19 protein-coding genes and 1 tRNA gene are annotated in these 20,059 nt (G+C 63.5%); 7 read left to right on the forward strand and 13 right to left on the reverse strand.

The window, feature by feature from the left end; translation table 11 throughout:
• Positions 1 to 343: 343 nt before the first annotated feature.
• Both JQ567_RS36960 and JQ567_RS36965 read right to left on the reverse strand, forming a co-directional pair.
• On the reverse strand, positions 344 to 1,180 hold the full coding sequence (locus tag JQ567_RS36960; RefSeq protein ID WP_212443384.1) for a hypothetical protein: 837 nt from the start codon (positions 1,178 to 1,180) through the stop codon (positions 344 to 346).
• A 52-nt stretch (positions 1,181 to 1,232) separates the two neighbouring features.
• The gene (locus JQ567_RS36965) at positions 1,233 to 2,051 is read right to left on the reverse strand and encodes an aldo/keto reductase (protein WP_212443385.1); all 819 of its coding nucleotides are present in this window, start codon (positions 2,049 to 2,051) and stop codon (positions 1,233 to 1,235) included.
• A gap of 476 nt (positions 2,052 to 2,527) precedes the next feature.
• On the opposite strand from JQ567_RS36965, the gene JQ567_RS36970 reads away from it, so the two are divergent.
• Positions 2,528 to 2,935 carry a DUF1127 domain-containing protein gene (locus JQ567_RS36970; RefSeq protein ID WP_212443386.1) on the forward strand — a complete coding sequence of 136 codons (408 nt, stop codon included), beginning with the start codon at positions 2,528 to 2,530 and terminating at the stop codon, positions 2,933 to 2,935.
• A 117-nt stretch (positions 2,936 to 3,052) separates the two neighbouring features.
• Here the strand turns inward: JQ567_RS36970 and JQ567_RS36975 are convergent, their stop codons facing one another.
• Both JQ567_RS36975 and mgtE read right to left on the reverse strand, forming a co-directional pair.
• Positions 3,053 to 3,379: a DNA-binding transcriptional regulator gene (locus JQ567_RS36975; protein WP_212443387.1), complete on the reverse strand. Its 327-nt coding sequence runs from the start codon at positions 3,377 to 3,379 to the stop codon at positions 3,053 to 3,055.
• 77 nt (positions 3,380 to 3,456) lie between these two features.
• Positions 3,457 to 4,890 carry a magnesium transporter gene (gene mgtE / locus JQ567_RS36980; RefSeq protein ID WP_212443388.1) on the reverse strand — a complete coding sequence of 478 codons (1,434 nt, stop codon included), beginning with the start codon at positions 4,888 to 4,890 and terminating at the stop codon, positions 3,457 to 3,459.
• A gap of 101 nt (positions 4,891 to 4,991) precedes the next feature.
• On the opposite strand from mgtE, the gene JQ567_RS36985 reads away from it, so the two are divergent.
• Entirely contained in the window at positions 4,992 to 5,828 is an 837-nt protein-coding gene (locus JQ567_RS36985; protein WP_212443389.1) for a polysaccharide deacetylase family protein, read from the forward strand.
• Positions 5,829 to 6,018: 190 nt separating this feature from the next.
• Positions 6,019 to 7,245, forward strand: coding sequence for a polysaccharide deacetylase family protein (locus tag JQ567_RS36990; RefSeq protein ID WP_249165980.1), 1,227 nt, complete (start codon positions 6,019 to 6,021; stop codon positions 7,243 to 7,245).
• A 96-nt stretch (positions 7,246 to 7,341) separates the two neighbouring features.
• Here JQ567_RS36990 and JQ567_RS36995 read toward each other — a convergent pair whose 3' ends face one another.
• From JQ567_RS36995 to JQ567_RS37015, 5 genes are all read right to left on the reverse strand, one after another.
• The gene (locus JQ567_RS36995) at positions 7,342 to 8,748 is read right to left on the reverse strand and encodes an aminotransferase (protein WP_212443391.1); all 1,407 of its coding nucleotides are present in this window, start codon (positions 8,746 to 8,748) and stop codon (positions 7,342 to 7,344) included.
• A gap of 179 nt (positions 8,749 to 8,927) precedes the next feature.
• Entirely contained in the window at positions 8,928 to 9,962 is a 1,035-nt protein-coding gene (locus JQ567_RS37000) for a histone deacetylase family protein (RefSeq protein ID WP_212443392.1), read from the reverse strand.
• A 148-nt stretch (positions 9,963 to 10,110) separates the two neighbouring features.
• Entirely contained in the window at positions 10,111 to 10,497 is a 387-nt protein-coding gene (locus JQ567_RS37005) for a hypothetical protein (protein ID WP_212443393.1), read from the reverse strand.
• 207 nt (positions 10,498 to 10,704) lie between these two features.
• A tRNA-Leu gene (locus JQ567_RS37010) sits at positions 10,705 to 10,789 on the reverse strand.
• A gap of 98 nt (positions 10,790 to 10,887) precedes the next feature.
• The gene (locus JQ567_RS37015) at positions 10,888 to 11,130 is read right to left on the reverse strand and encodes a FliM/FliN family flagellar motor switch protein (protein WP_074276133.1); all 243 of its coding nucleotides are present in this window, start codon (positions 11,128 to 11,130) and stop codon (positions 10,888 to 10,890) included.
• A 73-nt stretch (positions 11,131 to 11,203) separates the two neighbouring features.
• Between JQ567_RS37015 and lipB the strand changes: the two genes are divergently transcribed.
• The gene (lipB, locus tag JQ567_RS37020) at positions 11,204 to 11,932 is read left to right on the forward strand and encodes a lipoyl(octanoyl) transferase LipB (protein WP_212443394.1); all 729 of its coding nucleotides are present in this window, start codon (positions 11,204 to 11,206) and stop codon (positions 11,930 to 11,932) included.
• Positions 11,933 to 12,039: 107 nt separating this feature from the next.
• Here lipB and JQ567_RS37025 read toward each other — a convergent pair whose 3' ends face one another.
• Positions 12,040 to 12,468: a 4-oxalocrotonate tautomerase family protein gene (locus JQ567_RS37025; RefSeq protein ID WP_212443395.1), complete on the reverse strand. Its 429-nt coding sequence runs from the start codon at positions 12,466 to 12,468 to the stop codon at positions 12,040 to 12,042.
• A gap of 106 nt (positions 12,469 to 12,574) precedes the next feature.
• Here JQ567_RS37025 and JQ567_RS37030 point away from each other — a divergent pair, with 106 nt between their 5' ends.
• The gene (locus JQ567_RS37030; RefSeq protein WP_212443396.1) at positions 12,575 to 13,441 is read left to right on the forward strand and encodes a LysR family transcriptional regulator; all 867 of its coding nucleotides are present in this window, start codon (positions 12,575 to 12,577) and stop codon (positions 13,439 to 13,441) included.
• A gap of 13 nt (positions 13,442 to 13,454) precedes the next feature.
• Here JQ567_RS37030 and JQ567_RS37035 read toward each other — a convergent pair whose 3' ends face one another.
• Genes JQ567_RS37035 through JQ567_RS37045 form a run of 3 tightly spaced genes read right to left on the reverse strand, consistent with a single transcriptional unit; the run spans position 13,455 to position 16,156 of the window.
• Positions 13,455 to 14,888: a TIGR01777 family oxidoreductase gene (locus tag JQ567_RS37035; RefSeq protein WP_212443397.1), complete on the reverse strand. Its 1,434-nt coding sequence runs from the start codon at positions 14,886 to 14,888 to the stop codon at positions 13,455 to 13,457.
• On the reverse strand, positions 14,885 to 15,565 hold the full coding sequence (locus tag JQ567_RS37040; protein ID WP_212443398.1) for a DUF4166 domain-containing protein: 681 nt from the start codon (positions 15,563 to 15,565) through the stop codon (positions 14,885 to 14,887). Before JQ567_RS37040 ends, JQ567_RS37035 begins: the two co-directional genes overlap by 4 nt.
• 33 nt (positions 15,566 to 15,598) lie before the next feature.
• Positions 15,599 to 16,156, reverse strand: coding sequence for a GbsR/MarR family transcriptional regulator (locus tag JQ567_RS37045; RefSeq protein WP_212443399.1), 558 nt, complete (start codon positions 16,154 to 16,156; stop codon positions 15,599 to 15,601).
• A 180-nt stretch (positions 16,157 to 16,336) separates the two neighbouring features.
• Here JQ567_RS37045 and JQ567_RS37050 point away from each other — a divergent pair, with 180 nt between their 5' ends.
• Both JQ567_RS37050 and JQ567_RS37055 read left to right on the forward strand, forming a co-directional pair.
• Positions 16,337 to 17,860, forward strand: a complete 1,524-nt coding sequence (locus JQ567_RS37050) for a PAS domain-containing sensor histidine kinase (protein ID WP_249165981.1) — start codon at positions 16,337 to 16,339, stop codon at positions 17,858 to 17,860.
• 172 nt (positions 17,861 to 18,032) lie between these two features.
• Positions 18,033 to 19,985, forward strand: coding sequence for a diguanylate cyclase domain-containing protein (locus JQ567_RS37055; protein ID WP_212443401.1), 1,953 nt, complete (start codon positions 18,033 to 18,035; stop codon positions 19,983 to 19,985).
• Positions 19,986 to 20,059 lie beyond the last annotated feature (74 nt).

Here is a 20,059-nt window from a genome sequence, read left to right on the forward strand (position 1 = left end):
AAACAAAGCACGATAACGCATCATGGCAACCGCACTGTCACAGAAATTATCGTGTCTCGTTCCAGGGGTGCAGTCCAGCACTGTCACAGAAATTATCGTGTCTCGTTCCAGGGGTGCAGTCCAGTGCACTAAACAGCCCTGCGGCCCGCGTCGGTTTGGTTTAACGTTTTCTAGAGCGTGATGACTTCTCTTCGATTCGTCATCCCACTCTAGCTCTTTGTTTGAGCATGATCTTTTCGGAAAACCGGTGCCCACTTTTCCGGATCATGCTTTAGCGAGGCATGCCGTCGGACCTGATCCCGGGATGGAATCCAGTTCGCGTCAAGAAAACGCATCGAAAATATCACGAACCCGCAAAATCCTGCACCGTAAAACTGAGGTCGAGCACCTTCCATTCGCCGTAGCGGTCGACCGGCAGCATCGCATAGGGCTGGCAGGCTTCCAGCGCGCTGATCGCGCTGCGCATCAAGAGCGGGCCCTTGGCGGAAGCGCTGGCCTCGATCAGCTGCGGCTCCGCCGCGAGCTTGCCGTCCTGGCCCATGAACACGCGCAGCTTGACCTTGACGTCGTCGGAGCCTTTCAACGCGGCCGGAAGTTTCGAGCAGGTCCGCAAGTGCCGCCGGAACGCCGCGACGACGCTTGAATTGACGTCGGCGGACGTGGTCGCGGGCGCGTCGAAATTGTCTTTGCCCTTGTCGCCGGATGACGGCGCGCTCGGCGAAATCGGCGGCGGCAGACCGAGCAGGACGTTGTATTTGAGCGTCAGGTCAGGCTCGGGCGGCTTGTAGGCCGGCGTCTGCGTCACCGCTTGCGGTGGCGCGGCTGGCTGCTGCGCCGGGCTCGGTGCGGCCACTGCCGCCTGTTTCTGTGGCTGCGCCGGAGGCGGTTGTTGAGCTGCAGGCGCAGTTGCTGCCGGCGGGACGGGCTTGTCGAGCGCCGTGAAATCAGGTTGCGGCGTCGGCGTCGCAACCGGTTCGGGCGTCTTCTCGATGTCGGCCTTTTCGGGGATGTCTTGCTTTTCAGGAATATCCTGCGGCGCGACGATATCGACCGCGATCGACTCAGGTGTGACCGCGCCGAACGGATGCACGTCGGAGAACACGAACAGCAACGCCAGCAGCGACAGATGGGCAATCGCCGATGCCGTCATATCCGAAGGGATGATCTGGCGCAGGTTCATCGTACCGAGACAATCGATGGGGCACGAACATAGCGCCCGGCGAGGCCGTTGCTCAATCCCATTTCGGTGCAAAGCCGAAATCGGTGAGCCGGCGATTGGCGCTGCCCATGTCGGAAATCTCGCGCATGTCGGCATCCGACAGTTCGAAATCGAAGATCTCGATATTTTCAGACAGCCGTTCCAGCTTCGACGTCCGCGGGATCGCCGCCACGTTCTGCTGCACCAGCCAGCGCAGGCAGATCTGTGCTGATGTCTTGCGATAGCGGTCGCCGATCCGCAGCAAGGCCTGGTCGTTCTTGACGCGGCCCTTGGCGACCGGGCTATAGGCCACCATTGCCATGCCGTGGCGGGCGCAGGCTTCCCTCACCCTGGTCTGGTCCAGATAGGGATGGTATTCGACCTGGTCGCAGACCAGCGGCTCCGGGCACGCCGCCACCGCCTCCTCGATCAGGGCCACGGTGAAATTGGAAACGCCGATATACCGGGCAAGCCCCAGCTGCTTGACCCGCGCCAGCGCGCCCAGCGTTTCCGACAGCGGCACCTGCGGGTTGGGCCAGTGCAGCAGCAACAGGTCGATCTCGGTCAGGCGCAGCCTGGCGAGACTTTCCTTCGCCGATCGCTCGAGATCGTTGGGCGCGAAATGCGTGGTCCAGATTTTCGTCGTGACGAACACCTCGCCGCGCTTGACGCCGGAGCCGCGCAGCCCCTCGCCCACTTCGCGTTCGTTCTCGTAGACCTGCGCGGTGTCGATGTGGCGATAGCCGAGCCGCAGCGCCTGCTCGACCAGCCGCGCGCAGGTTTTGCCGCGCAGTTCCCAGGTGCCGAGCCCGATCGCGGGGATCCTTGCGCCGTTGGCCTCGATGAAGTCCATACGCCCATTATGGTCCGCCGGCAGCTCGGTGCCAACACATAACGTTTTCGTGCGAAGTGAAGTTCGCACAGCAATCAAGTTTACGCAGATTGCGTAGACTTATCTGCGGTAGAAAACGCGTCAGAACAGACTGGGCCGGGTACCTATAAACCCGGCGGCGAGATGCGACGAAGGCCACGTCCGCTCTGCCCGTAAGGCGGCCAAGTTCGTGCGACAGCGCAATATGTCGCTCGCCTCCAGGATGCGAGCCACACCGGCACATCCCTTGATTTGGCGCGATCTCCGTGGTAGCTACGCTTCATGATCAACGTCGTGCGCACCGCGAACCGTAAAAACGTAACCCGCTCTCGCTGGGCCGTGGAAGGAGTCGTGCGCTAGAAATTCGACGACGCGATCTTTTCACCAGGCCCCGCCGGCATCGGACGGGGCCTTTTGTTTGGCCATGCTCCCTGCCGGCGCAACAGCAGGAGCATCCGATGCCACCCCAACAGACGAACATCACATCCGGGACCGCGCGCGATGCCGCAGGGCTCGGCCTCGACCTGCCCATCGCATTGGCGAGAGACGCCATGGACGAGGCTCCGGCAGCGACGCGCCTCAATGCGTCCATTGCAACGCTGGACGACGCGTTGTCGGAAAAGGATGCTGCTGGACCAACGGCCGCATCGACGCGGAACGTCCTCGGCTTGCTCAAGCGATATTGGCGTGCGTTTCAGGAGCGGCGCCAACGCCAGGGCTTGCGGGCCGGTTTGGCCAACCTGAGTGACAGGGATCTGATGGACATCGGCCTGACGCGCGGTGAGATCGACCACATCACACCTCAACGCGCTATCAACAGGATTAGAGATAGCGCGATTTACCTATTGAACCGCGGTGGGATGTAGCTGATCAACCGTCACATGCGGACTGCGCTTCGCAAACAAGCGGCGGTCAGCGCGGCTGCTTGCCTTCGTTGAGTTTGCGTCAATCAGGCTATGGCTGCGCCTTGGTGAGTCCGCGTCCTAGATGGTAGCCGGTTCCGTGGCGAGCGCGGCGAACACGGTCTCCGGCGAATGGGCGATGACGGCAAGCAGCGCCCGCGCCGGTCCGCGCGGCGCGCGTTTGCCCTGCTCCCAGTTCCGGATGGTCTCGACCGGCACGCCGAGCCGTGCGGCGAATTCGAGCTGGGTCAGGCGAGAGCGGCGGCGCAGATCGCGCACGGCCAGGAGCGGCGGTGTTTCGACCGCCGCAGCGGAGGCAACGGCAGGGATAGCAGGCGCGAGCGGGAACTCCTGCCCGTCCCGCAGTTCCACGATCCGTCCGTCTGCCTTGAGCCGCAAGCGCTGCATGTTCGATTCCCGATCCGGGAATCATCGGGCAAGCGCGTTAAGGCCCGATTAACGATACCTGCCCCGCTGTCGTCTGCTCACTTCAGCCCGAACCACAGCGTGGCGATGCCGAGGAAGGAGAAGAAGCCGACCACATCGGTGATCGTGGTGACGAAGGTGCCGGAGGCCACCGCCGGGTCGGCCCGCACCCGCTCCAGCACCATCGGGATCAGGATGCCCCCCAGCGCGCCGGCGATCAGGTTGACGACGATCGCAAGCCCGATCACGACGCCGAGGCCGGGGATCTTGAACCACGCCACCGCGGCGACGCCGGTGATCACGGCAAAGGCGAGGCCATTGACGAGACCGACCATCGCCTCGCGCAGGACCACGCGGAGCGCGTTGTTGGAATGGAGTTCGCGGGTCGCCAGCGCCCGCACCGCCACCGTCATGGTCTGGGTCGCGGCATTGCCGCCCTGGCTCGCCACGATCGGCGCCAGCACGGCCAGCGCCACCATCTTCTCCAGCTGGCCTTCGAACAGGCCGAGCACCGAGGATGCCAGGAACGCGGTCGCCAGATTGACCAGCAGCCAGTTGAAGCGGGCGCGCGCGATGGTCCAGACGCTGTCGGACAATTCTTCGTCGCTGGTGACGCCGCCGAGCGCTTTGAGGTCTTCGTCGGCCTCTTCCTCGATCACGTCGACGACGTCGTCGATGGTGATGACGCCGACCAGCCGGTTGGTGGTGTCGACCACGGGGGCTGCGACCAGATTGTATTTGCCGAACATCCGCGCGACCTCTTCCTGGTCGTCGAGCACGGAGACGCGGCGGCGGTCTTCCTCGATCAGGTCGGCGAGCGGCACCGGCCGCCTTGCCCGCAGCAGCGTGTCGAGCGAAACCGCGCCCTGCCAGTGCTGGTTGGCGTCGACCGCGTAGATTTCATAGAACCGGTCCGGCAGGTCCGGGGTGTCGCGCATGTAGTCGATCGCCTGTCCGACGTTCCAGTCCGGCGGCACCGCGATGAATTCGGACTGCATCCGCCGGCCGGCGGAGTTTTCCGGATACAGCAGGCTGCGCTCCAGCGCGTCGCGCTCGGACGGCGGCAGCTTTTCGAGGATTTCTTCCTGGTCCTCCTCGTCGAGGCCTTCGAGCAGTTCGACGGCGTCATCCGATTCCAGTTCGCGAACGCCCTCCGCAACCGTCTGCGGTTCGAGCTCTTCGAGGATTTCCTCGCGAACGGCGTCGTCGACCTCGTTCAGCGCCGAGAAGTCGAAATCGGTACCTGTCAGCTCGACGAGATGGACGCGGTCGTCGGGTTCGAGGGCGCCGATCAAATCGCCGAGATCGGCCTCGTGCAACTCGGCGACGACCTCACATAGCAAGGGGCGATCGGCGGCCTTGATGGCGCGCGTGATCTCCTCGACAAATTCGTGGCGGATGTGACCGTCTTCGTCCCGCATCAAGGCGGGATCGAGCGCGGACCCGTCAACAGGTCGCGCGCCGGCTTGGGCAACGTCGATATCCTCGGCCATGCCGCGCCTCGCCGGTTTGACAGAACTTGCGTTTGAGTTATCGCTGCACGCATTACCCAATCGGCGACGCAAAGCGCAATGCTAAAGATGTACAACGGCGAATGACCCCAGGATTCACCAGGACGCTCTGCGCATCCGTCGCGGCCGCGACGGTGTGGACGGCTGCGGCCACGGCTGCCGAATGCCCGCGCAAGGACGCGCTCGGCACCTCACGGGTTCTGCGCGTCGATGCCGCTACCTCACCGCGCGTCGGCCTGAAGAGCTTTCCGCAGACCCTGCCGCTCGGAGATCATGAGGTGGTCCTGACCTTCGATGACGGGCCGTGGCCGGGCACGACGCCCAGGGTGCTGGCCGCGCTCGCGCGCGAATGCGTGCTCGCCACCTTCTTCCTGATCGGCAGGTCGGCTTCGGCGCACCCGGAACTGGTGCGCAGGATTGCAGCCCTTGGCCACACGGTCGGGCACCACACCTGGTCGCATCCCAATATCAAATACATGAAGCCGGATGCGGCCGTAGCCGACATCGACAAGGGCTTTGCCGCGGTTGAAAAGGCGCTTCACGGCACCGCCTCGACGACCCCGGGGATCGCAACCGCGACCCCGGGGATCGCAAGCGCGACCCCGACGACGCCGTTCTTTCGCTATCCTTATTTCGAGATGACGCCAGCGACGCTGGACCTGCTGCAAAACCGCGGCATATCGGTGTTCGGCGCCGACCTCTGGGCCAGCGACTGGGAGCCGATGAAACCGGCCCAGCAGCTGAAGCTGCTGACCGAGCGGCTGCAGGCCGCCCGCAAGGGGATCATTCTGCTGCACGATCCCAAGGCGCAAACCGCGGCCATGCTGCCGGCGTTCCTGCGCTATCTGCGCGACAACCATTACCGCGTGGTCCATATCGTCCCGGCAGCCGCGGCCGCAACTGTCCAAAACCCGAAATAAGTGTGGTATTTCGGCCATTAAGGCGGCATTCATGGCCCGCCGTTAAGGATTGCAAACAAGGCATTTTTTGAGTGAACCGAATACCGGTCCGCGCGGACCAAACTTCGATTGGGAATGAAGCCGGGGTTCTATGATCGCTAGCGCAGGTATGGGGCTCCGTCAGCGGGCATCGATTACTTTTTCAGCCGCAATGTTTCTGGGAATGGTGACCGGCGTCACGGCGCAGGCCTCGCCGGCCGCCAATTGCCCCGGGCATCCCGATGCGCTGGGCACGTCGCGCACGCTGGTGGTCGATCCGCGGCAATATCCGCTCATCGGCACCATGCAATATGCCAAGACGCTGCCGCTGGAAGATCATGAGGTGGTGCTGACCTTCGACGACGGTCCGCTGCCGAAATACAGCAACCAGGTCCTCGACATCCTCGCCGCCCATTGCGCCAAAGCGACGTTCTTCCTCGTCGGACGGCAGGCGAACGCCAACCCCGAAGGCGTGCGCAAGATGCGCGATGCCGGCCACACCATTGCCACCCATACCCAGAACCATCCCGGGAACATGAACCGGCTTTCGATCGATGGCGCCAAAAAAGAGATCGAGGACGGCATCGCGTCGATCACATCAGCGCTCGCCGACGGCACCGCGCCGTCGCCGTTCTTCCGCATTCCGGGCCTCGGCCGTTCCGACGTCATCGAGGCATATGCCGAAGCAAAAGGCCTGCAGATCTGGAGCGCCGATTTTCCTGCCGACGACTGGCGGCCGGTCTCCTCGCAGCGCGTCTACGACCTCGCGATGCAGCGGCTCGAGGCCAAGGGCAAAGGCATCCTGCTGCTGCACGACATCCAGGCGCGCACCGTCGCAGCCTTGCCGCGAATCCTGAGCGATCTGAAAGCCCGCGGCTACCGCCTCGTCCATGTCGTGCCGGCGACACCCGACCGGCCGGCGACGCCGACCGATCCGTCGCAATGGCAATTGCATCCGGTATCGGAGCAAGTGGCGACGTCACGCTGGCCCAGGATTCCGAATTTTGCCTATACCGCGACCGCGGCCCTGCCCGCGCCAGCGCTGCCAGATTCCGATTGGCGCAATACGGCCCCAGTGGACCGCGCGCAGCGGCGCGCCTTGCGCGACGCGTTGTGGTCGCGGCAGGTGACGCTGGTGCTGGATTCGCCTGCGCTGCCGGTCCCGGCGTCGAGCGTGTTCAAGCTTCCAGAGTCGATCCGCGTCACGATGCTGTATTCGCCGCCATCCGCACGCAAGGTAGGACCGACCGCGCCTGGCGCGCACGAAGTGTCCGCCAAGCAGGCGGCACGCCCTGCCAAGCACGCAAAACATGGCGGCAAGAGCGCCGCCAAACATGCGACGCAGGTCAAGCCGGCCAAGAAGAACGCGGTCCGCATGGCCGGCTTGAAGAAGCGCTAGAACTTCGGCTCTGATGAAATCAGAACCGAAGCTCTAGATTCTTGTTTTGACGCGTTTTCTTCACGCGAACCGGTATCCACTTCGCTCGAAAACGCTCTAGCCGGCCGCCGACTGCGCACGGCCCAGCAACCCGCGTTGCTCGGCCACCGCGTGCGCTTCGTCGAGCGCCGCCGCCACGGCGTCCATCATCTCGTCGATCTGCTCCGCCGTGATGATCAGCGGCGGGCAGACGAACACCGCATCGGGACCGGCGCGGACGATGACGCCGCGCGCCATCGCGCCCTGCTGGATCAATGCGCCGATACCTTCGGCCGGCGGCAACGGCCGGCGCGTGGCCTTGTCGGCGACCAGTTGCAGCGCGCCGATCAATCCGACCCCGCGCGCCTCGCCCACCAGCGGATGCGAGCCGAGCGCGCGCAGCCGTGACTGCAGATGCGGTGCCAGCGCTTTCACTTGGCTGACGATGTCGCGCTCCTTGTAGATGCGCAGCGTTTCCAGCGCGACGGCGGCGGCGACGGGGTGACCGGCATAGGTGAAGCCATGGGCGAAATTGCCGAGCTTGCCGGCATGGGCCGTGATGGTTTCGGCGATGGTGTCGCTGATGATGGTGGCCGAGATCGGCAGGTAGGCCGATGACAGCGCCTTGGCCACGGTCATGATGTCGGGTTCGATGACGAACGTATCGCAGCCGAACATCTCGCCGGTGCGGCCGAAGCCGCAAATCACCTCGTCGGCGATCATCAGGACGTCGTATTTGCGCAGCACCTGTTGAATGCGCGGAAAATAATCGGCCGGTGGCACGATGACGCCGCCTGCCCCGTTCACCGGCTCGGCGATGAAGGCGCCGATCGTATCCGGCCCCTCGCGAATGATCATGTCTTCGAGATTGGCAACCAGGCGGTCGACGAACTGCGCCTCGCTCTCGCCCGGGCGGCCATACAGATAGTGGCTAGGGCAGTCGGTCCGCAGTATGCCGCCGACCGGCAGATCCCATTCGACATGGTTGGCCGCCAGCCCCGTCATGCTGCCGGAAAATACGGTGATGCCGTGATAACCCCGCACGCGGCCGATGATGCGCTTCTTGCGCGGCCGGCCCAGCGCGTTGTTGTAGAACCAGACGATCTTCGCCGCCTGGTCGTTCGCCTCCGAGCCGGAATTGGCGAACAGCACCTTGCCGAGCCCCTTTGGCACGATCTTCAAAAGTTCCTCGGCAGCCTCGATGCTGGGCTCGGTCGAGCGGCTGTTGAAGATGTGATAGGTCGGCAATTGCTCCATCTGACGGCGCGCGGCCTCGACCAGGCGCTTTTCGCTGAAGCCGAGCGAGGTGCTCCACAGCCCGGCCATGCCCTCGAGATAGCGCTTGCCGGTTTCGTCGTAGACATAAACGCCCTCGCCGCGCGCGATGACGAGCGGCCCGTCGGTCTTGTGCTTGTCGAGATTGGTATAGGGATGGATGAGCGAGGCGACATCGCGAGCCGCCAGGGAGTTGGGTCTGCCCGTCATTGGATTAATGCTCCGATTCTTGTTGATCGGTGGGAGCAGACCACGAAAAGCGTGTTCCCGCCATTTCGCATTCTAGAGCCTTTTCCGTTCCGATTGAATCGGAACGGGCTCTAGATTCTTGATTTGACGCGTTTTCTTGACGCGAACCGGTATCCACTTCGCTGGAAAGCGCTCTGCCCTCAGCCGCCGCGGGCCGACAGGAATCCGTTGAGGAAACTGCCGAGATTGCGGCGCAGGGCGTCGACAGCATAGCCGCCTTCCTGGATGATGACGCTGGGCAGCTTTTGCGCCCCGATCCGCGCCCCGATGGCGCCGAAGCCGGCGGTGGTGACCCGCATCATTTCTGACGAGTCTTCCTCGAATGCATCGAGGCCGAGTGCCACGACGCAAGCTTCCGGCTCAAACGCCCTGACAGCTGCGAGCGCGTGGTCCAAGGCCTCCAGATAGGGCTCGTCTGATGTGCCTAGCGGCAGCGGCAGATTGAGGTTTTTGCCGACCCCCTCGCCCTCGCCGCGTTCTCCGGCATAGCCGACCTGCCAGGGATAGCCGGTATTGGGATCGCCATGGATCGAGACGGTCAGGACGTCGCCGCGTTCCCAGAAGATGCCCTGCGTGCCGTTGCCGTGATGCACGTCGACGTCGAGCACCGCGACGCGGGCGAACCGGCCGCGCAGATGCTGGGCCGCGAGCGCCGAGTTGTTCAGGTAGCAGTAGCCGCCGGCCAGATCAGAATAAGCGTGGTGGCCGGGCGGACGGCACAGCGCGTAGCTTTCGGACGCACCGCTCCGCACCGCGTCCGCCGCCTCCAACGCGCAATTCGCCGAAGAGGCGATCGCGCGCCAGCTCTGCGGGCCGATCGGCACCGAATTGCCCGAGAGGAAGAAGCCGAGCTGGCCTTCGAAACTTGTCGGCAGCGTCTTCATCTGCCGCATGGCGTAGCTGTTGGCCAGAACGAACGGGCCGCGCGGCTGCGGCAAGGTCTGCCAATTGTCGTAGGCATTGGCGAGGAAGTGGATATAGCGCGGGTCGTGCACGGTCAGCAGCGCGTCGCGGCCAAAATCGCGCGGCGTGCAGATCTCGTGCGCGCCATCGCGCAACGCCGCCAGCAATTGGTTGGCGCGCTCGGGCGATTCCCGCACCGCGATTTTTACGCCGCGCGAGATGAAATGATCGGGATCGTGCAGCGCGTTGTCATCCGAATAGACGGCCAGCATCGGACAGGAAACTCCTCGCAATTCTCGCGCTCCGCGGAGCAAGTCCTATGCCGCGCAGCGGTTCTCGCACGCATGGCACATCGGCAAAGCCGCCGCCTAGCATCCGACGCAGATCGAGAATGTCAAAAGGAATGCGCCAAATTTGCGCTCAGTTGGTCACGATCTTGGCGATGCAGAGCAGGATGACGAGGGCGAGGAACAGCAGGTCGATATAGGCCTTGATCTCGCCGGCGTGGCGAAGCCCGCTGACCTCAGCGACGATCTGCTTGCGCGAGGCCGCGGCGGCAGCGGCCGTGCTCGGCCCCTCGGCGGCGACCTTGGCCAGACGCCGCGCCTCGATCTCCAGCCGCTCGATGCGCTGAAAGAAATAAAACGAACGCAGCGCCGAGGCGGCGTGCATGGCGGCATAGACCAGCACGAGAACCGCAACCACCGCGCGCTGCGGATATTTATCCAGGAAGTTGAGGCTGAAATAGACCAGCGCCAGGAACACGAAGTTGGAGACGAATCGATAGGCGTAGCCCAGGAAGATCATTCACGGCCCCGGATGGATTTGGAAGTGCCGAATTACGGTCATCGGACCGGTAGCCGGCGATGCCCTGTTGTTTACGCGAACGGTGTAACAGCAAGGCAACTTCCGAGGTGCCCCGGCGATCCCCAATTGTTTCGCCACCGCGGCACTGCGAAGAATCACGCGTTTCTTACCGAATCGAATGGGTTGGGCCCAAACTGCATGATTTTGTGGTGCGCTCGGAGGGACTCGAACCCCCACGATTTTACTCACTGCCACCTCAAGGCAGCGCGTCTACCAATTCCGCCACGAGCGCTTGGGATACCGGCTGGAAGGATTGCGGCCTGCCGGATCAACGGCGCCGATGTAACAAATCAGAGATGGAGGGACAAGGCAGTTTTGCGACCGAATTAACTACCTAACACCCGGCAATTTCGGCAGCATTTGCTTGACTTCGACCGCGATCCGGTTGCGGTCGACCAGGACCACGCCGGAAGCCACCGGAAGGTTGTTGGCGAGGATCTTGACCTCGTCCGCCTCGGTGGCGTCCAGTTCGATGATGGCGCCGCGGGAAAGCCGCATCACCTGGTGGATAGGCATCGTGGTGGTGCCGAGCACCACCATGAGATCGACGCTGACTTTATCGAGGGTGGCCACTACGAAACCGCCAAACTTGGACTAGATCTTGGACTGATTGGGTGGTTTCACCTGACCACGTTATGGTTAGCCAATGGTTAATGACCGCCAAAGCCTTGATTTGACGACCTTCGCGCAGGCCCCTGATGGCAGCGATGTCGAATGGCGGATTGCGGCCAAAGCGGTGCCCTACCCCGACGCCGTGGCCGAGATGGAAGCCCGGGCGGCCGCGATCGCGGCCGGGCAAGCGCCAGAACTGGTGTGGCTGTTGGAACACCCGCCGCTCTACACGTCCGGAACCAGCGGCAAGGCCGGCGATCTCCTGGACCCGCGCTTTCCGATGTATGAGACCGGGCGCGGCGGCCAGCTCACCTATCACGGCCCCGGCCAGCGGGTGGCCTATGTGATGCTCGATTTGAAGCGGCGGCGGCCGGACGTGCGGGCCTATGTCGCCGGTCTCGAGGAATGGATCATCCGCACGCTCGCCGCCTTCAACGTACGCGGCGAACGCCGCGAGGACCGCGTCGGGGTCTGGGTTGCGCGGCCGGACAAGGGACCCGGCCATGAGGACAAGATCGCGGCGATCGGCGTGCGGCTGCGGCGCTGGGTCTCGTTCCACGGCATCGCCATCAATGTCGAGCCGGAGCTGTCGCATTTTTCAGCGATCATCCCCTGCGGCGTCGTCGATGCCAGATACGGCGTCACCTCGCTGGTCGATCTCGGCCTGCCCGTGACCATGGAAGACGTCGACGTCGCGCTCCGGCAGGCCTTTGAGGACGTGTTCGGCGCGACCAGGGCCCGCCTGCCGGAAGCGACCGTCTAGGAGGCTTTTATTTTGACGCGTTTTCTACCGCAGATAAGTCTACGCAATCTGCGTGAACTTGATTGCAATGCGAACCGGTACCCACTTCGCTCGAAAACGCTATGGGTTCACACCGCCTCTTGCTGTGGCAGCACCTCCAGCTTGCCCGCGATGTAGCGGCGCTCCTGTGTCAGGCCGCCGAACCCGTAGGCATCGCCCTTGACCTCGTCGACATGCGCGTAGCTCTCGTGGTGCAGCGGCCCGAGCAGTTCGCTCATGCGCTGGAAAACCGCAGCGAGATAGGCGGCCTTCTCGTCCTTGGTGTTGGTGCCCTCGCTGACATGGACGTCGAGCCAGAAGCTGGCGAGGCTCTGTTCGGCCAGCGACTTTCCGCCCGCGAACCAGTCCGCGGCGTCGACCGCGCGGACGATCACCGCAGTGACCTTGGGATCCTTGCGCAGGATTCGTGCGGTGAGATCGCTGACGGCGGTGGCGATTTCGGCCTTCAGCGACGGCGCCTTGCGGAAGCTCGAATAGGTGACGGTGATGAGCGGCATGATGGTTCTCCCTGGTGTCGTTTGCGTCCCCCATACCTAGACTTACCAGCATCATTTTGGTATCTTATCTCTGTTCATAACAATGATAACCATTAGTGATGATGCCATGGGCACGCTGGATATCGACACCGTTCAGGCCTTCTTGCTGGTCGCCGAGCTGCAGAGTTTTACCCGCGCCGCCGAGGCGCTCGGCACCACGCAGGCCGCGGTCAGCCTGAAGCTGCAGCGGCTGGAAGGCGTGCTCGGCAAACGGCTGGTCGAGCGCTCGCCGCGCGCGGTGACCCTGACTGCCGATGGCACGGCGTTCCTGCACCATGCCCGCGTGCTGATGGAGGCGCATGACCGCGCGCTGTCGGGCGAAAAGCCGGCGCGGCAGCAATTGTCGCTCGGGATCAGCGATCACGCCGCGGGTGCGGAACTGGTGCCGCTGCTGGAGCGGCTGCATGCGATGTCCTCGCAATTGTCGCTGGCGGTGACGATCGGCTTTTCGCGGGCGATGCTCGATGCCTACGATTCCGGCGAACTCGACGCCGTGGTGGTGCGGCAGGAAGGCAGCCGCCGCGGCGGCGAGCAACTGACCGAGGACGCATTCGGCTGGTTCGCCGCGCCCCGCTTCGTCTGGCCGCGCGGCGACGCCCTGCAACTGGCGACGCTGGCGCCGCCCTGCGGGGTGCGCGCGATCGCCGTCCGCGCGCTCGACAAGGCCGGCATCCCCTGGATCGAAGCCTTTGTCGGCGGCGGCGTTACGGCGGTGGTCGCCGCTGCCCAAGCCGGATTGGCAGTCGCGCCACTGGCCAGGAGGATCGCGCCGCCGGGCCTCGTCGACATCGGTTTGGTGCAGAAGCTGCCAACGCTTGGAACGTCAAAGGTGATGTTACACTCGAAGGTCAGCGATCCCGCCAAACTGGCCGCGCTGCGGACGCTGGCTGCGACGTTTCGCAGTGTGGTTACGGTTTCCCGCGCAAGCGCTTGAGTATCCCTATATTTTACAAAATCGCATCGAACGCGCTGCGCAGCGTTTCGTGGCGGAACTTGAATCCATTCATCAGCGCCTTGTTCGGCAGCACCCTCTGCCCGCCGAGCAGAAGCTCATTGGCAAAATCGCCGCCGACCCGGCGCAGCAATGCGTCCGGAATCCGGAACACCGCCGGCCGATGCAGCCGCCGGCTGAGTTCTTCGGTAAACTTCAGATTGGTGACCGGGATCGGCGCGGTGGCGTTGATCGGCCCTGAGATGCCAGGGCTGGCAATGACATGCGCGATCAGGCGCACGAGATCGTCACGTTCGATCCAGGACATCCATTGCTTGCCTGAGCCGAGCGGCCCGCCGAGGCCGAACTCGAACGGCGTCAGCATCCGCGTGATGAAGCCGCCATCGGTTCCGATCACGAGGCCGATCCGCAGATAGGCGACTCGCACGCCATGTTCGGCCGCCGGGCTCGCCGCACGCTCCCAGGCGTCGCACAATTCATGGCTGAAGCAGGCGTGGGATTTCGCGGACTCGGTCAGCACCTGATCCTGCCACAGACCGTACCAGCCGATCGCGGAGCCGGACACCAGCACCTTTGGCTTGCGTTCGAGACGACCAATCAAATCAATGACATCGCCGGTCATCTGAATCCGGGATTCGAGGATCTTGCGGCGCTTTGCCTCCGTCCACAGCCCGTTGCCGATCGGCTCTCCGGCGAGATTCACAATGGTGTCGATTTTGGCATCCGCTGGAATCTGATCGAGGCTGGTGATCAGCGTGATCGGCGGCAGCAGCTCCGCTTTCGCCGGGTTGCGGACCAGCGCAATCACCTGATGGCCCGACGCGGTCAGGCTCGCGACCAGGCGGCTGCCGATGAAGCCGGTGGCGCCGGTGACGAGCACGGTCTGGCTATCAGGCAGTTTCTCCACGAGGCCAGCCGCAGGCGCGCTGTGCATCCGCCCGAGACGCCCGGCCGCGGTAAAATCCCGTAATCCGCACAACGCCGCGCCGACGGCCGCCGCCGCGGCGATAATGCTGAGCCACCCCGCATAGGCTGATTTGACACCGGTCGGCTGCATTGCCCAATCAATCAGGACCGGCAGCAGTAGCACCAGGATGGCGCCGTAATTGATCGCCAGCAGCGTGTGGTTGATGCGCTCGCTCGCCGGCAGTTTCCGGCTCATGTCCTCCTCGACGAAATCCAGCAGCGTGATGACGACTTCCGCCACCAGCACCGCGATGATTGTTATCGCAAGGATGCCGTAGACCTCCAGCCAGCCGAGCACCAGGAACAGAAACGCGTACATCATGTTGCGCACGCCGTGGAGCTGCAGCTCGTAGCGCTGCGACGGGCGCCAGGCCAGCCGCTCGGTCAGCTCATGGTGATAGAACGTGTCGAACACGCCCATCAGGATCTGAATGGCGATCAGGGTCCATAGCAACGATGTCATGACGCGGCCTCCCGGAACACGGCGGACTGACGAATGAGCCTGCCAAAGCGCGGATGAACGATATCGAGCGTGAAACGGAACGTGCCGCCGCCGAGATCGGAATGGGTTACGGTGAGATCGCCCGGCGTCAGCCAATCCGGCAACGCCAGCCGCAGCGGCCCGACCTGGAACGAGTAACCGACACCGCGAAACACCAGCGCTTCGTGCTCGACGAAGATCCGCAGCGCCATGCTGATGCCGTGGCCGACATATTCCTCGAGCCCGGTCGGCCCGGCGAAGCGCTTCGAGGAGTGAATGACTTGCGGAAATCCGTGTGAGCGGGCGCAGATGCGGGTCCAGATCTGGCCGCCGCTATCAGCGTCCTCCGTTACCGTCACGACCATCGGGACGCCGGTCTCGGCCCCCGTCGGCAGCGGCCCGCCGACCAGCCGCGCCAGCTGCGCCAGCCACCAGCCAATCCGGTTGAAATAGGCCTCCTCGACCTCGCCGACATAGACGACGGTCGCACCATCAACGTGGCGCTTGGAGAAACGCCGCCAGATCGCCAGCGGCAATCGCCCCCAATCGGCATCGGACAGCAGCGCGTGGAACCTGTTATCGTCGAGCAGTATGTCGCTGGAAGGCTTGTGATGCGGATTGGACGCTGGAAGTCTTGAGATCCTGATCGCTGATGCCATCGAACGCTCCGTTACTCCCACCACTCCCCCGAGCTATCTGGATTTTCCCATCGGCAGGAAGCTGACGATCTTCTCGCCAAGCTTGATCAGGGCGACCAATCTCGGCCGCGGCACTTTCAGCATCTGCATGTACCAGCGGTCGACCAGCTCGGTGAATTCCAGCATCTCCCTCAGCCGCTTGCTCGCGACCTCGCTGATGGTCGGATCATCGGCGGCATCGGAAACGCAGGCGCGCAGTGCATCGACCGCGGGGTCGATCTCGCGCTCCTTGCGGCGGGACGCGATCCGCGCCGCCACTTCCCAGATGTCGGTCTCCGCCTCGTAATGATCGCGGCGGTCGCCCATGATCGGCACCCGGCGGATCAGGTTCCAGGACAGCAATTCCTTGATGGAGTTGGAGACGTTGGACCTGGCCATGCCGAGCGTCTCGGCGATATCCTCGGCCGTCATCGGTGCCTCGGCGAGGTACAGCAGGCCGTGGATCTGGCTGACCGAGCGGTTGACGCCCCACTCGTCCCCCATGTCGCCCCAGTGCAGGATGAACCGCTCGACGGCGGCCGGGAGTTTCTTCTTTTCGGTTGTTTCTGTCATGACAGAAATATCTGACACTTCTGGACCAACGTCAAGCCCCTTCATCGGACCGGACCACCTTCGCCAAGGCGAGCCGTGCCCTGCCCCGATCGCGCCCCGGCTAAAATGTGCCTAAAACTTGTCCATTGCCGGAACCATCCGGCATCCCGTGCGTTTCGGCCCACTCGGTTAGGGGTTCAAATGGCTGAAAAAGACCAGCGACAGCAGCGGGATCTGTTCGAAAGCGAACGCAGTTTCCGGCTTCTGGTCGAGGGAGTCGCCGACTACGCGCTGTACATGCTCGACCCTACCGGCATCGTCACCAGCTGGAACATCGGCGCTCAACGCATCAAGGGTTATGCACCCGAGGAAATCCTGGGCCGGCACTTCTCCGCTTTTTACACCGATACCGATCGCGCCAATGGCAAACCGCAGCGTGCCCTGCGCATTGCGGAAGAAACCGGCCGATATGATGAGGAAGGCTGGCGCGTCCGCAAGGACGGGACCTTCATCTGGGCCAGCGTCGTGATCGATCCGATCCGCGAGAATGGCCGCCTCGTCGGCTTTGCCAAGATCACCCGCGACATCTCAGAGCGCCGCGAGGCCGAACTCAAGCTGGCGCAGATGCAGGCGCAGCTGGCGGAATCCCAGAAGCTGGACGCGCTCGGCCAACTGACCGGCGGCGTGGCGCACGATTTCAACAATCTCCTGATGATCATCAGCGGCAGCCTTCATACGCTCAGGAAAGGCGTCCCCGACGATCCCAGGCTGCAGCGCGCGCTAACCGCTATCGACGGGGCGACAAAGCGCGGCGCCGCACTGACCAGTCAGTTGCTGACGTTCGCGCGGCGACAAAGCGTCAATCCGCAAGCAGTCGATGTCCCCGAAAGAATCAAGGCGGTGCGCGATGTTCTCCACACCGGCGTCGGCGGCACGGTGACACTGCAATTCGAGCTCGACCGCAGCGTCTGGCCTGTGATGGTCGATATCACCGAACTCGAGACCGCGCTGGTCAATCTTGTGATCAACGCGCGCGACGCTATGCCGGACGGCGGCATCATCAAGGTTGCTGCCGATAACACCAGGCTGAGCGAGGAAGCCCATAGCGGCGACTATGTCGCCATCTCCGTGACGGATACCGGCACCGGCATCGCGCCTGACGTGCTGAGCAAGATATTCGATCCCTTTTTTACGACCAAACCGATCGGCAAGGGCACCGGATTGGGTCTCTCGCAGGTGCATGGTTTCGCCCATCAGGCCGGCGGAACGGTCAGGGTTGCCAGCGAACTCGGCAAGGGTACGAGGATCACCATCCTGCTGCCGCGACAGCATGGCGGCCTGGCGGTTGACGATATCAGCGTAACCGAATCCGGTGGAAGCGGCACCGTGCTGCTGGTCGACGACAATCCGGAAGTCGCCGCGGTCAGCACCAGCCTGCTCGAACAACTCGGCTACACCGTCCGCAGGGTAGAGAATGCCGAGGCCGCCCTGCGCGAAATCGAGCGCGACGGGATCGACCTCGTATTCACCGACATTGTGATGCCGGGCAAAATGGACGGCCTCGGCCTGGCGCGCCGCCTCAAGGCGATGCGGCCCCAGCTGCCCATTCTGCTGGCGACCGGCTATAGCGATGCCGCCTTGAACGTGCGCGGCGATTTTCCCATTCTCCGCAAGCCCTATGAGATCCATCAATTGAGCCAGGCGATCGCAAAATTGCCGCGGTGACCGGTGGGCCGCGCCGTCCCGGTTCCACCGAAATCCCGGCCGAAATGCCGGCTTCTCCGTTGTTTTCCTGACCGATTCATTAACCGCATCGCCACCTATTGGCCGGTAGATTCCGGCCACGCATTTAGCTTGCCGGTCAGAATGATTTGGCACTCCCCCATCAAGGCGGAAGATGCCCGATCGACACCTCGCAAATCAAAACGGCCTGCTGCGGCGGATCACGCCGGGAATGGTCGTGGTCTTCTTTGCGCTGGTCATGACGGCCTGCATCCTGGGCGTCGTGGTCTGGAAGGCGCTCGAAGCCAAATCGGCGGCGCTGTCGCGCGGCTCCACCGACATTCAAAACCTCGCCCATTCGCTGGCCGAGCACGCCGGGCACACCATTCAAGCCGCCGACATCGCGATGAGCGGCATGGTCGACGCGCTCAAATACCGAAATCCGGTGCCGGAACGATTCAACAAATATCTGGCCGACACCGCAGCCGCGCTGCCGCAAATACGCGAGATCGGCGTCCTCGATAGCGAAGGCAATTGGCGCTACTCGTCGCTGCCGGAAACACCACGCTATAACAATAGCGACCGAAGTTACTTCGCCTATCACCGCGACAGCGCAGACGGGACGCTCCGCATCAGCGAGCCGATCCAATCGCGCCTCACCGGGCGGCCGACGATCCTGCTGTCGAAACGCGTCAGCAAGGAGGACGGCAGTTTCGGCGGCGTGCTGACGGCCGCGATCGAAAGCGACTATTTCAGCGGCTTCTACCGCGCCTTCCAGCTCGGCCCGGACGGCGGCATCAGCCTGCTGCGAAATGACGGCGTCGTATTGTCCCGCTGGCCGTTCTCGAGCCAGAGCACCGATCTTTCCAGACTGGACCTGTTCACGACGCACCTCAAACGGAGCTCCGTCGGATACTACAAGATCACTTCACCGTTCGACGGCATCGTGAAGTATTTCGGATACGAGGCGACGCCGCGTTATCCGCTGGTCGTTACGGTGGCGATGTCCGAAGACTGGCTGCTGTCGGCCTGGTCGATGGACCTGCGCACGGATGCGATCGTGGCGGGGGTATTGTTGTGCGTGATCATCCTGCTCGCAGCCCTGCTCTCGGCGCAGTTCAATTTTCGAGCCAGGACCGAGCGCGCGCTTCGGGAGAGCGAGTCGCACTATCGCCTGCTGGCGAACAATATCGCCGACGTCGTTATCCTGCTCAATGGCCGCGGCACGCTTCGTTATGTGTCCCACTCGGTCGAACAGATGCTGGGCGTTCGCCCGCAGGACCTCGTCGGCAAATCCTGCTTCGACATGGTTCACGCCGAGGACAAGCAAGGCGTGATGGCCGCGAGCGCGCGGCTGAACGGTTCGGGCGCCGTCAGCACAGCCGAGTTCCGGACCTACCGTGCCGACGGATCGATCGTGTGGGTCGAAAGCAACTTCAAGCAGGCATCGGAACGCGACAATCCCGCCGAGGCCGAGTTTGTTGGCGTGCTGCGCGACATCACGGAACGCAAGCGGATGGAGGATGAGCTGAACCTGCTCAACCGCCGCCTGACCCAGCTCGCGGCCACCGACGGTCTGACCGGATTGACCAACCGCCGCACCTTCGATGGTTTTCTGGCGCGCCAGTACGAAGCCTGCGAAGAGATTTCGGTGCTGCTGTTCGATATCGACAACTTCAAGGGTTACAACGACACCTATGGACACCAGGCCGGCGACCGCTGCCTGCAGGCCGTCGCCCGGGCCATCGGCGATGCGACATCGAATGCATCGGGCCTCTCCGCGCGCTATGGCGGCGAGGAATTCGCCGTCGTGCTGCCGAACATTTCCGAAGACGATGCATTGAAGGTCGCCGAGTCGATCCGGCTGACCGTGCGCGCCCTCGGCCTTCCCAACACCGCCGCCAACCGTGGTTTCATCACCATCAGCGCCGGCATTGCCACCCGGACACGCGCGACGCCTGGTGAAGAAGCGCTGGTCGGAGAAGCCGACGCCGCGCTTTATGAAGCCAAGCGGCTCGGCCGCAATCGCAGCTTCGTCTATTCATCGCCGGTCCTGCGATATGTCGAGGCCGGGTCGATCCAGCACGATCCGGAACTGGCGCCCGGCGAACGGAAGCTGGCGCATTAGGTGGTGTGGACTCTAAGGATTCCCTTTTAAGAGCAAATCAGATTCAAGGCTGCTTTTGGGGAGGCAGTCTTGGG

Source organism: Bradyrhizobium sp. AUGA SZCCT0431 (assembly GCF_018131065.1).
In the GTDB taxonomy this organism is placed as follows: Bacteria; Pseudomonadota; Alphaproteobacteria; order Rhizobiales; family Xanthobacteraceae; genus Bradyrhizobium.

Bases quoted from the DNA above. Each gene is read 5' to 3' on its own strand.
- JQ567_RS37000 (WP_212443392.1), bottom strand. From the start codon at position 9,962: ATGCTGGCCGTCTATTCGGATGACAACGCGCTGCACGATCCCGATCAT.
- JQ567_RS37055 (WP_212443401.1), top strand. From the start codon at position 18,033: ATGCCCGATCGACACCTCGCAAATCAAAACGGCCTGCTGCGGCGGATC.
- JQ567_RS36990 (WP_249165980.1), top strand. From the start codon at position 6,019: ATGTTTCTGGGAATGGTGACCGGCGTCACGGCGCAGGCCTCGCCGGCC.
- mgtE (WP_212443388.1), bottom strand. From the start codon at position 4,890: ATGGCCGAGGATATCGACGTTGCCCAAGCCGGCGCGCGACCTGTTGAC.
- JQ567_RS36995 (WP_212443391.1), bottom strand. From the start codon at position 8,748: ATGACGGGCAGACCCAACTCCCTGGCGGCTCGCGATGTCGCCTCGCTC.
- JQ567_RS37035 (WP_212443397.1), bottom strand. From the start codon at position 14,888: ATGACATCGTTGCTATGGACCCTGATCGCCATTCAGATCCTGATGGGC.
- JQ567_RS36965 (WP_212443385.1), bottom strand. From the start codon at position 2,051: ATGGACTTCATCGAGGCCAACGGCGCAAGGATCCCCGCGATCGGGCTC.
- JQ567_RS36970 (WP_212443386.1), top strand. From the start codon at position 2,528: ATGCCACCCCAACAGACGAACATCACATCCGGGACCGCGCGCGATGCC.
- JQ567_RS37040 (WP_212443398.1), bottom strand. From the start codon at position 15,565: ATGGCATCAGCGATCAGGATCTCAAGACTTCCAGCGTCCAATCCGCAT.
- JQ567_RS37045 (WP_212443399.1), bottom strand. From the start codon at position 16,156: ATGACAGAAACAACCGAAAAGAAGAAACTCCCGGCCGCCGTCGAGCGG.
- JQ567_RS37005 (WP_212443393.1), bottom strand. From the start codon at position 10,497: ATGATCTTCCTGGGCTACGCCTATCGATTCGTCTCCAACTTCGTGTTC.
- JQ567_RS37025 (WP_212443395.1), bottom strand. From the start codon at position 12,468: ATGCCGCTCATCACCGTCACCTATTCGAGCTTCCGCAAGGCGCCGTCG.
- JQ567_RS37050 (WP_249165981.1), top strand. From the start codon at position 16,337: ATGGCTGAAAAAGACCAGCGACAGCAGCGGGATCTGTTCGAAAGCGAA.
- JQ567_RS36960 (WP_212443384.1), bottom strand. From the start codon at position 1,180: ATGAACCTGCGCCAGATCATCCCTTCGGATATGACGGCATCGGCGATT.
- JQ567_RS36975 (WP_212443387.1), bottom strand. From the start codon at position 3,379: ATGCAGCGCTTGCGGCTCAAGGCAGACGGACGGATCGTGGAACTGCGG.
- JQ567_RS36985 (WP_212443389.1), top strand. From the start codon at position 4,992: ATGACCCCAGGATTCACCAGGACGCTCTGCGCATCCGTCGCGGCCGCG.
- lipB (WP_212443394.1), top strand. From the start codon at position 11,204: ATGGTTAATGACCGCCAAAGCCTTGATTTGACGACCTTCGCGCAGGCC.
- JQ567_RS37030 (WP_212443396.1), top strand. From the start codon at position 12,575: ATGGGCACGCTGGATATCGACACCGTTCAGGCCTTCTTGCTGGTCGCC.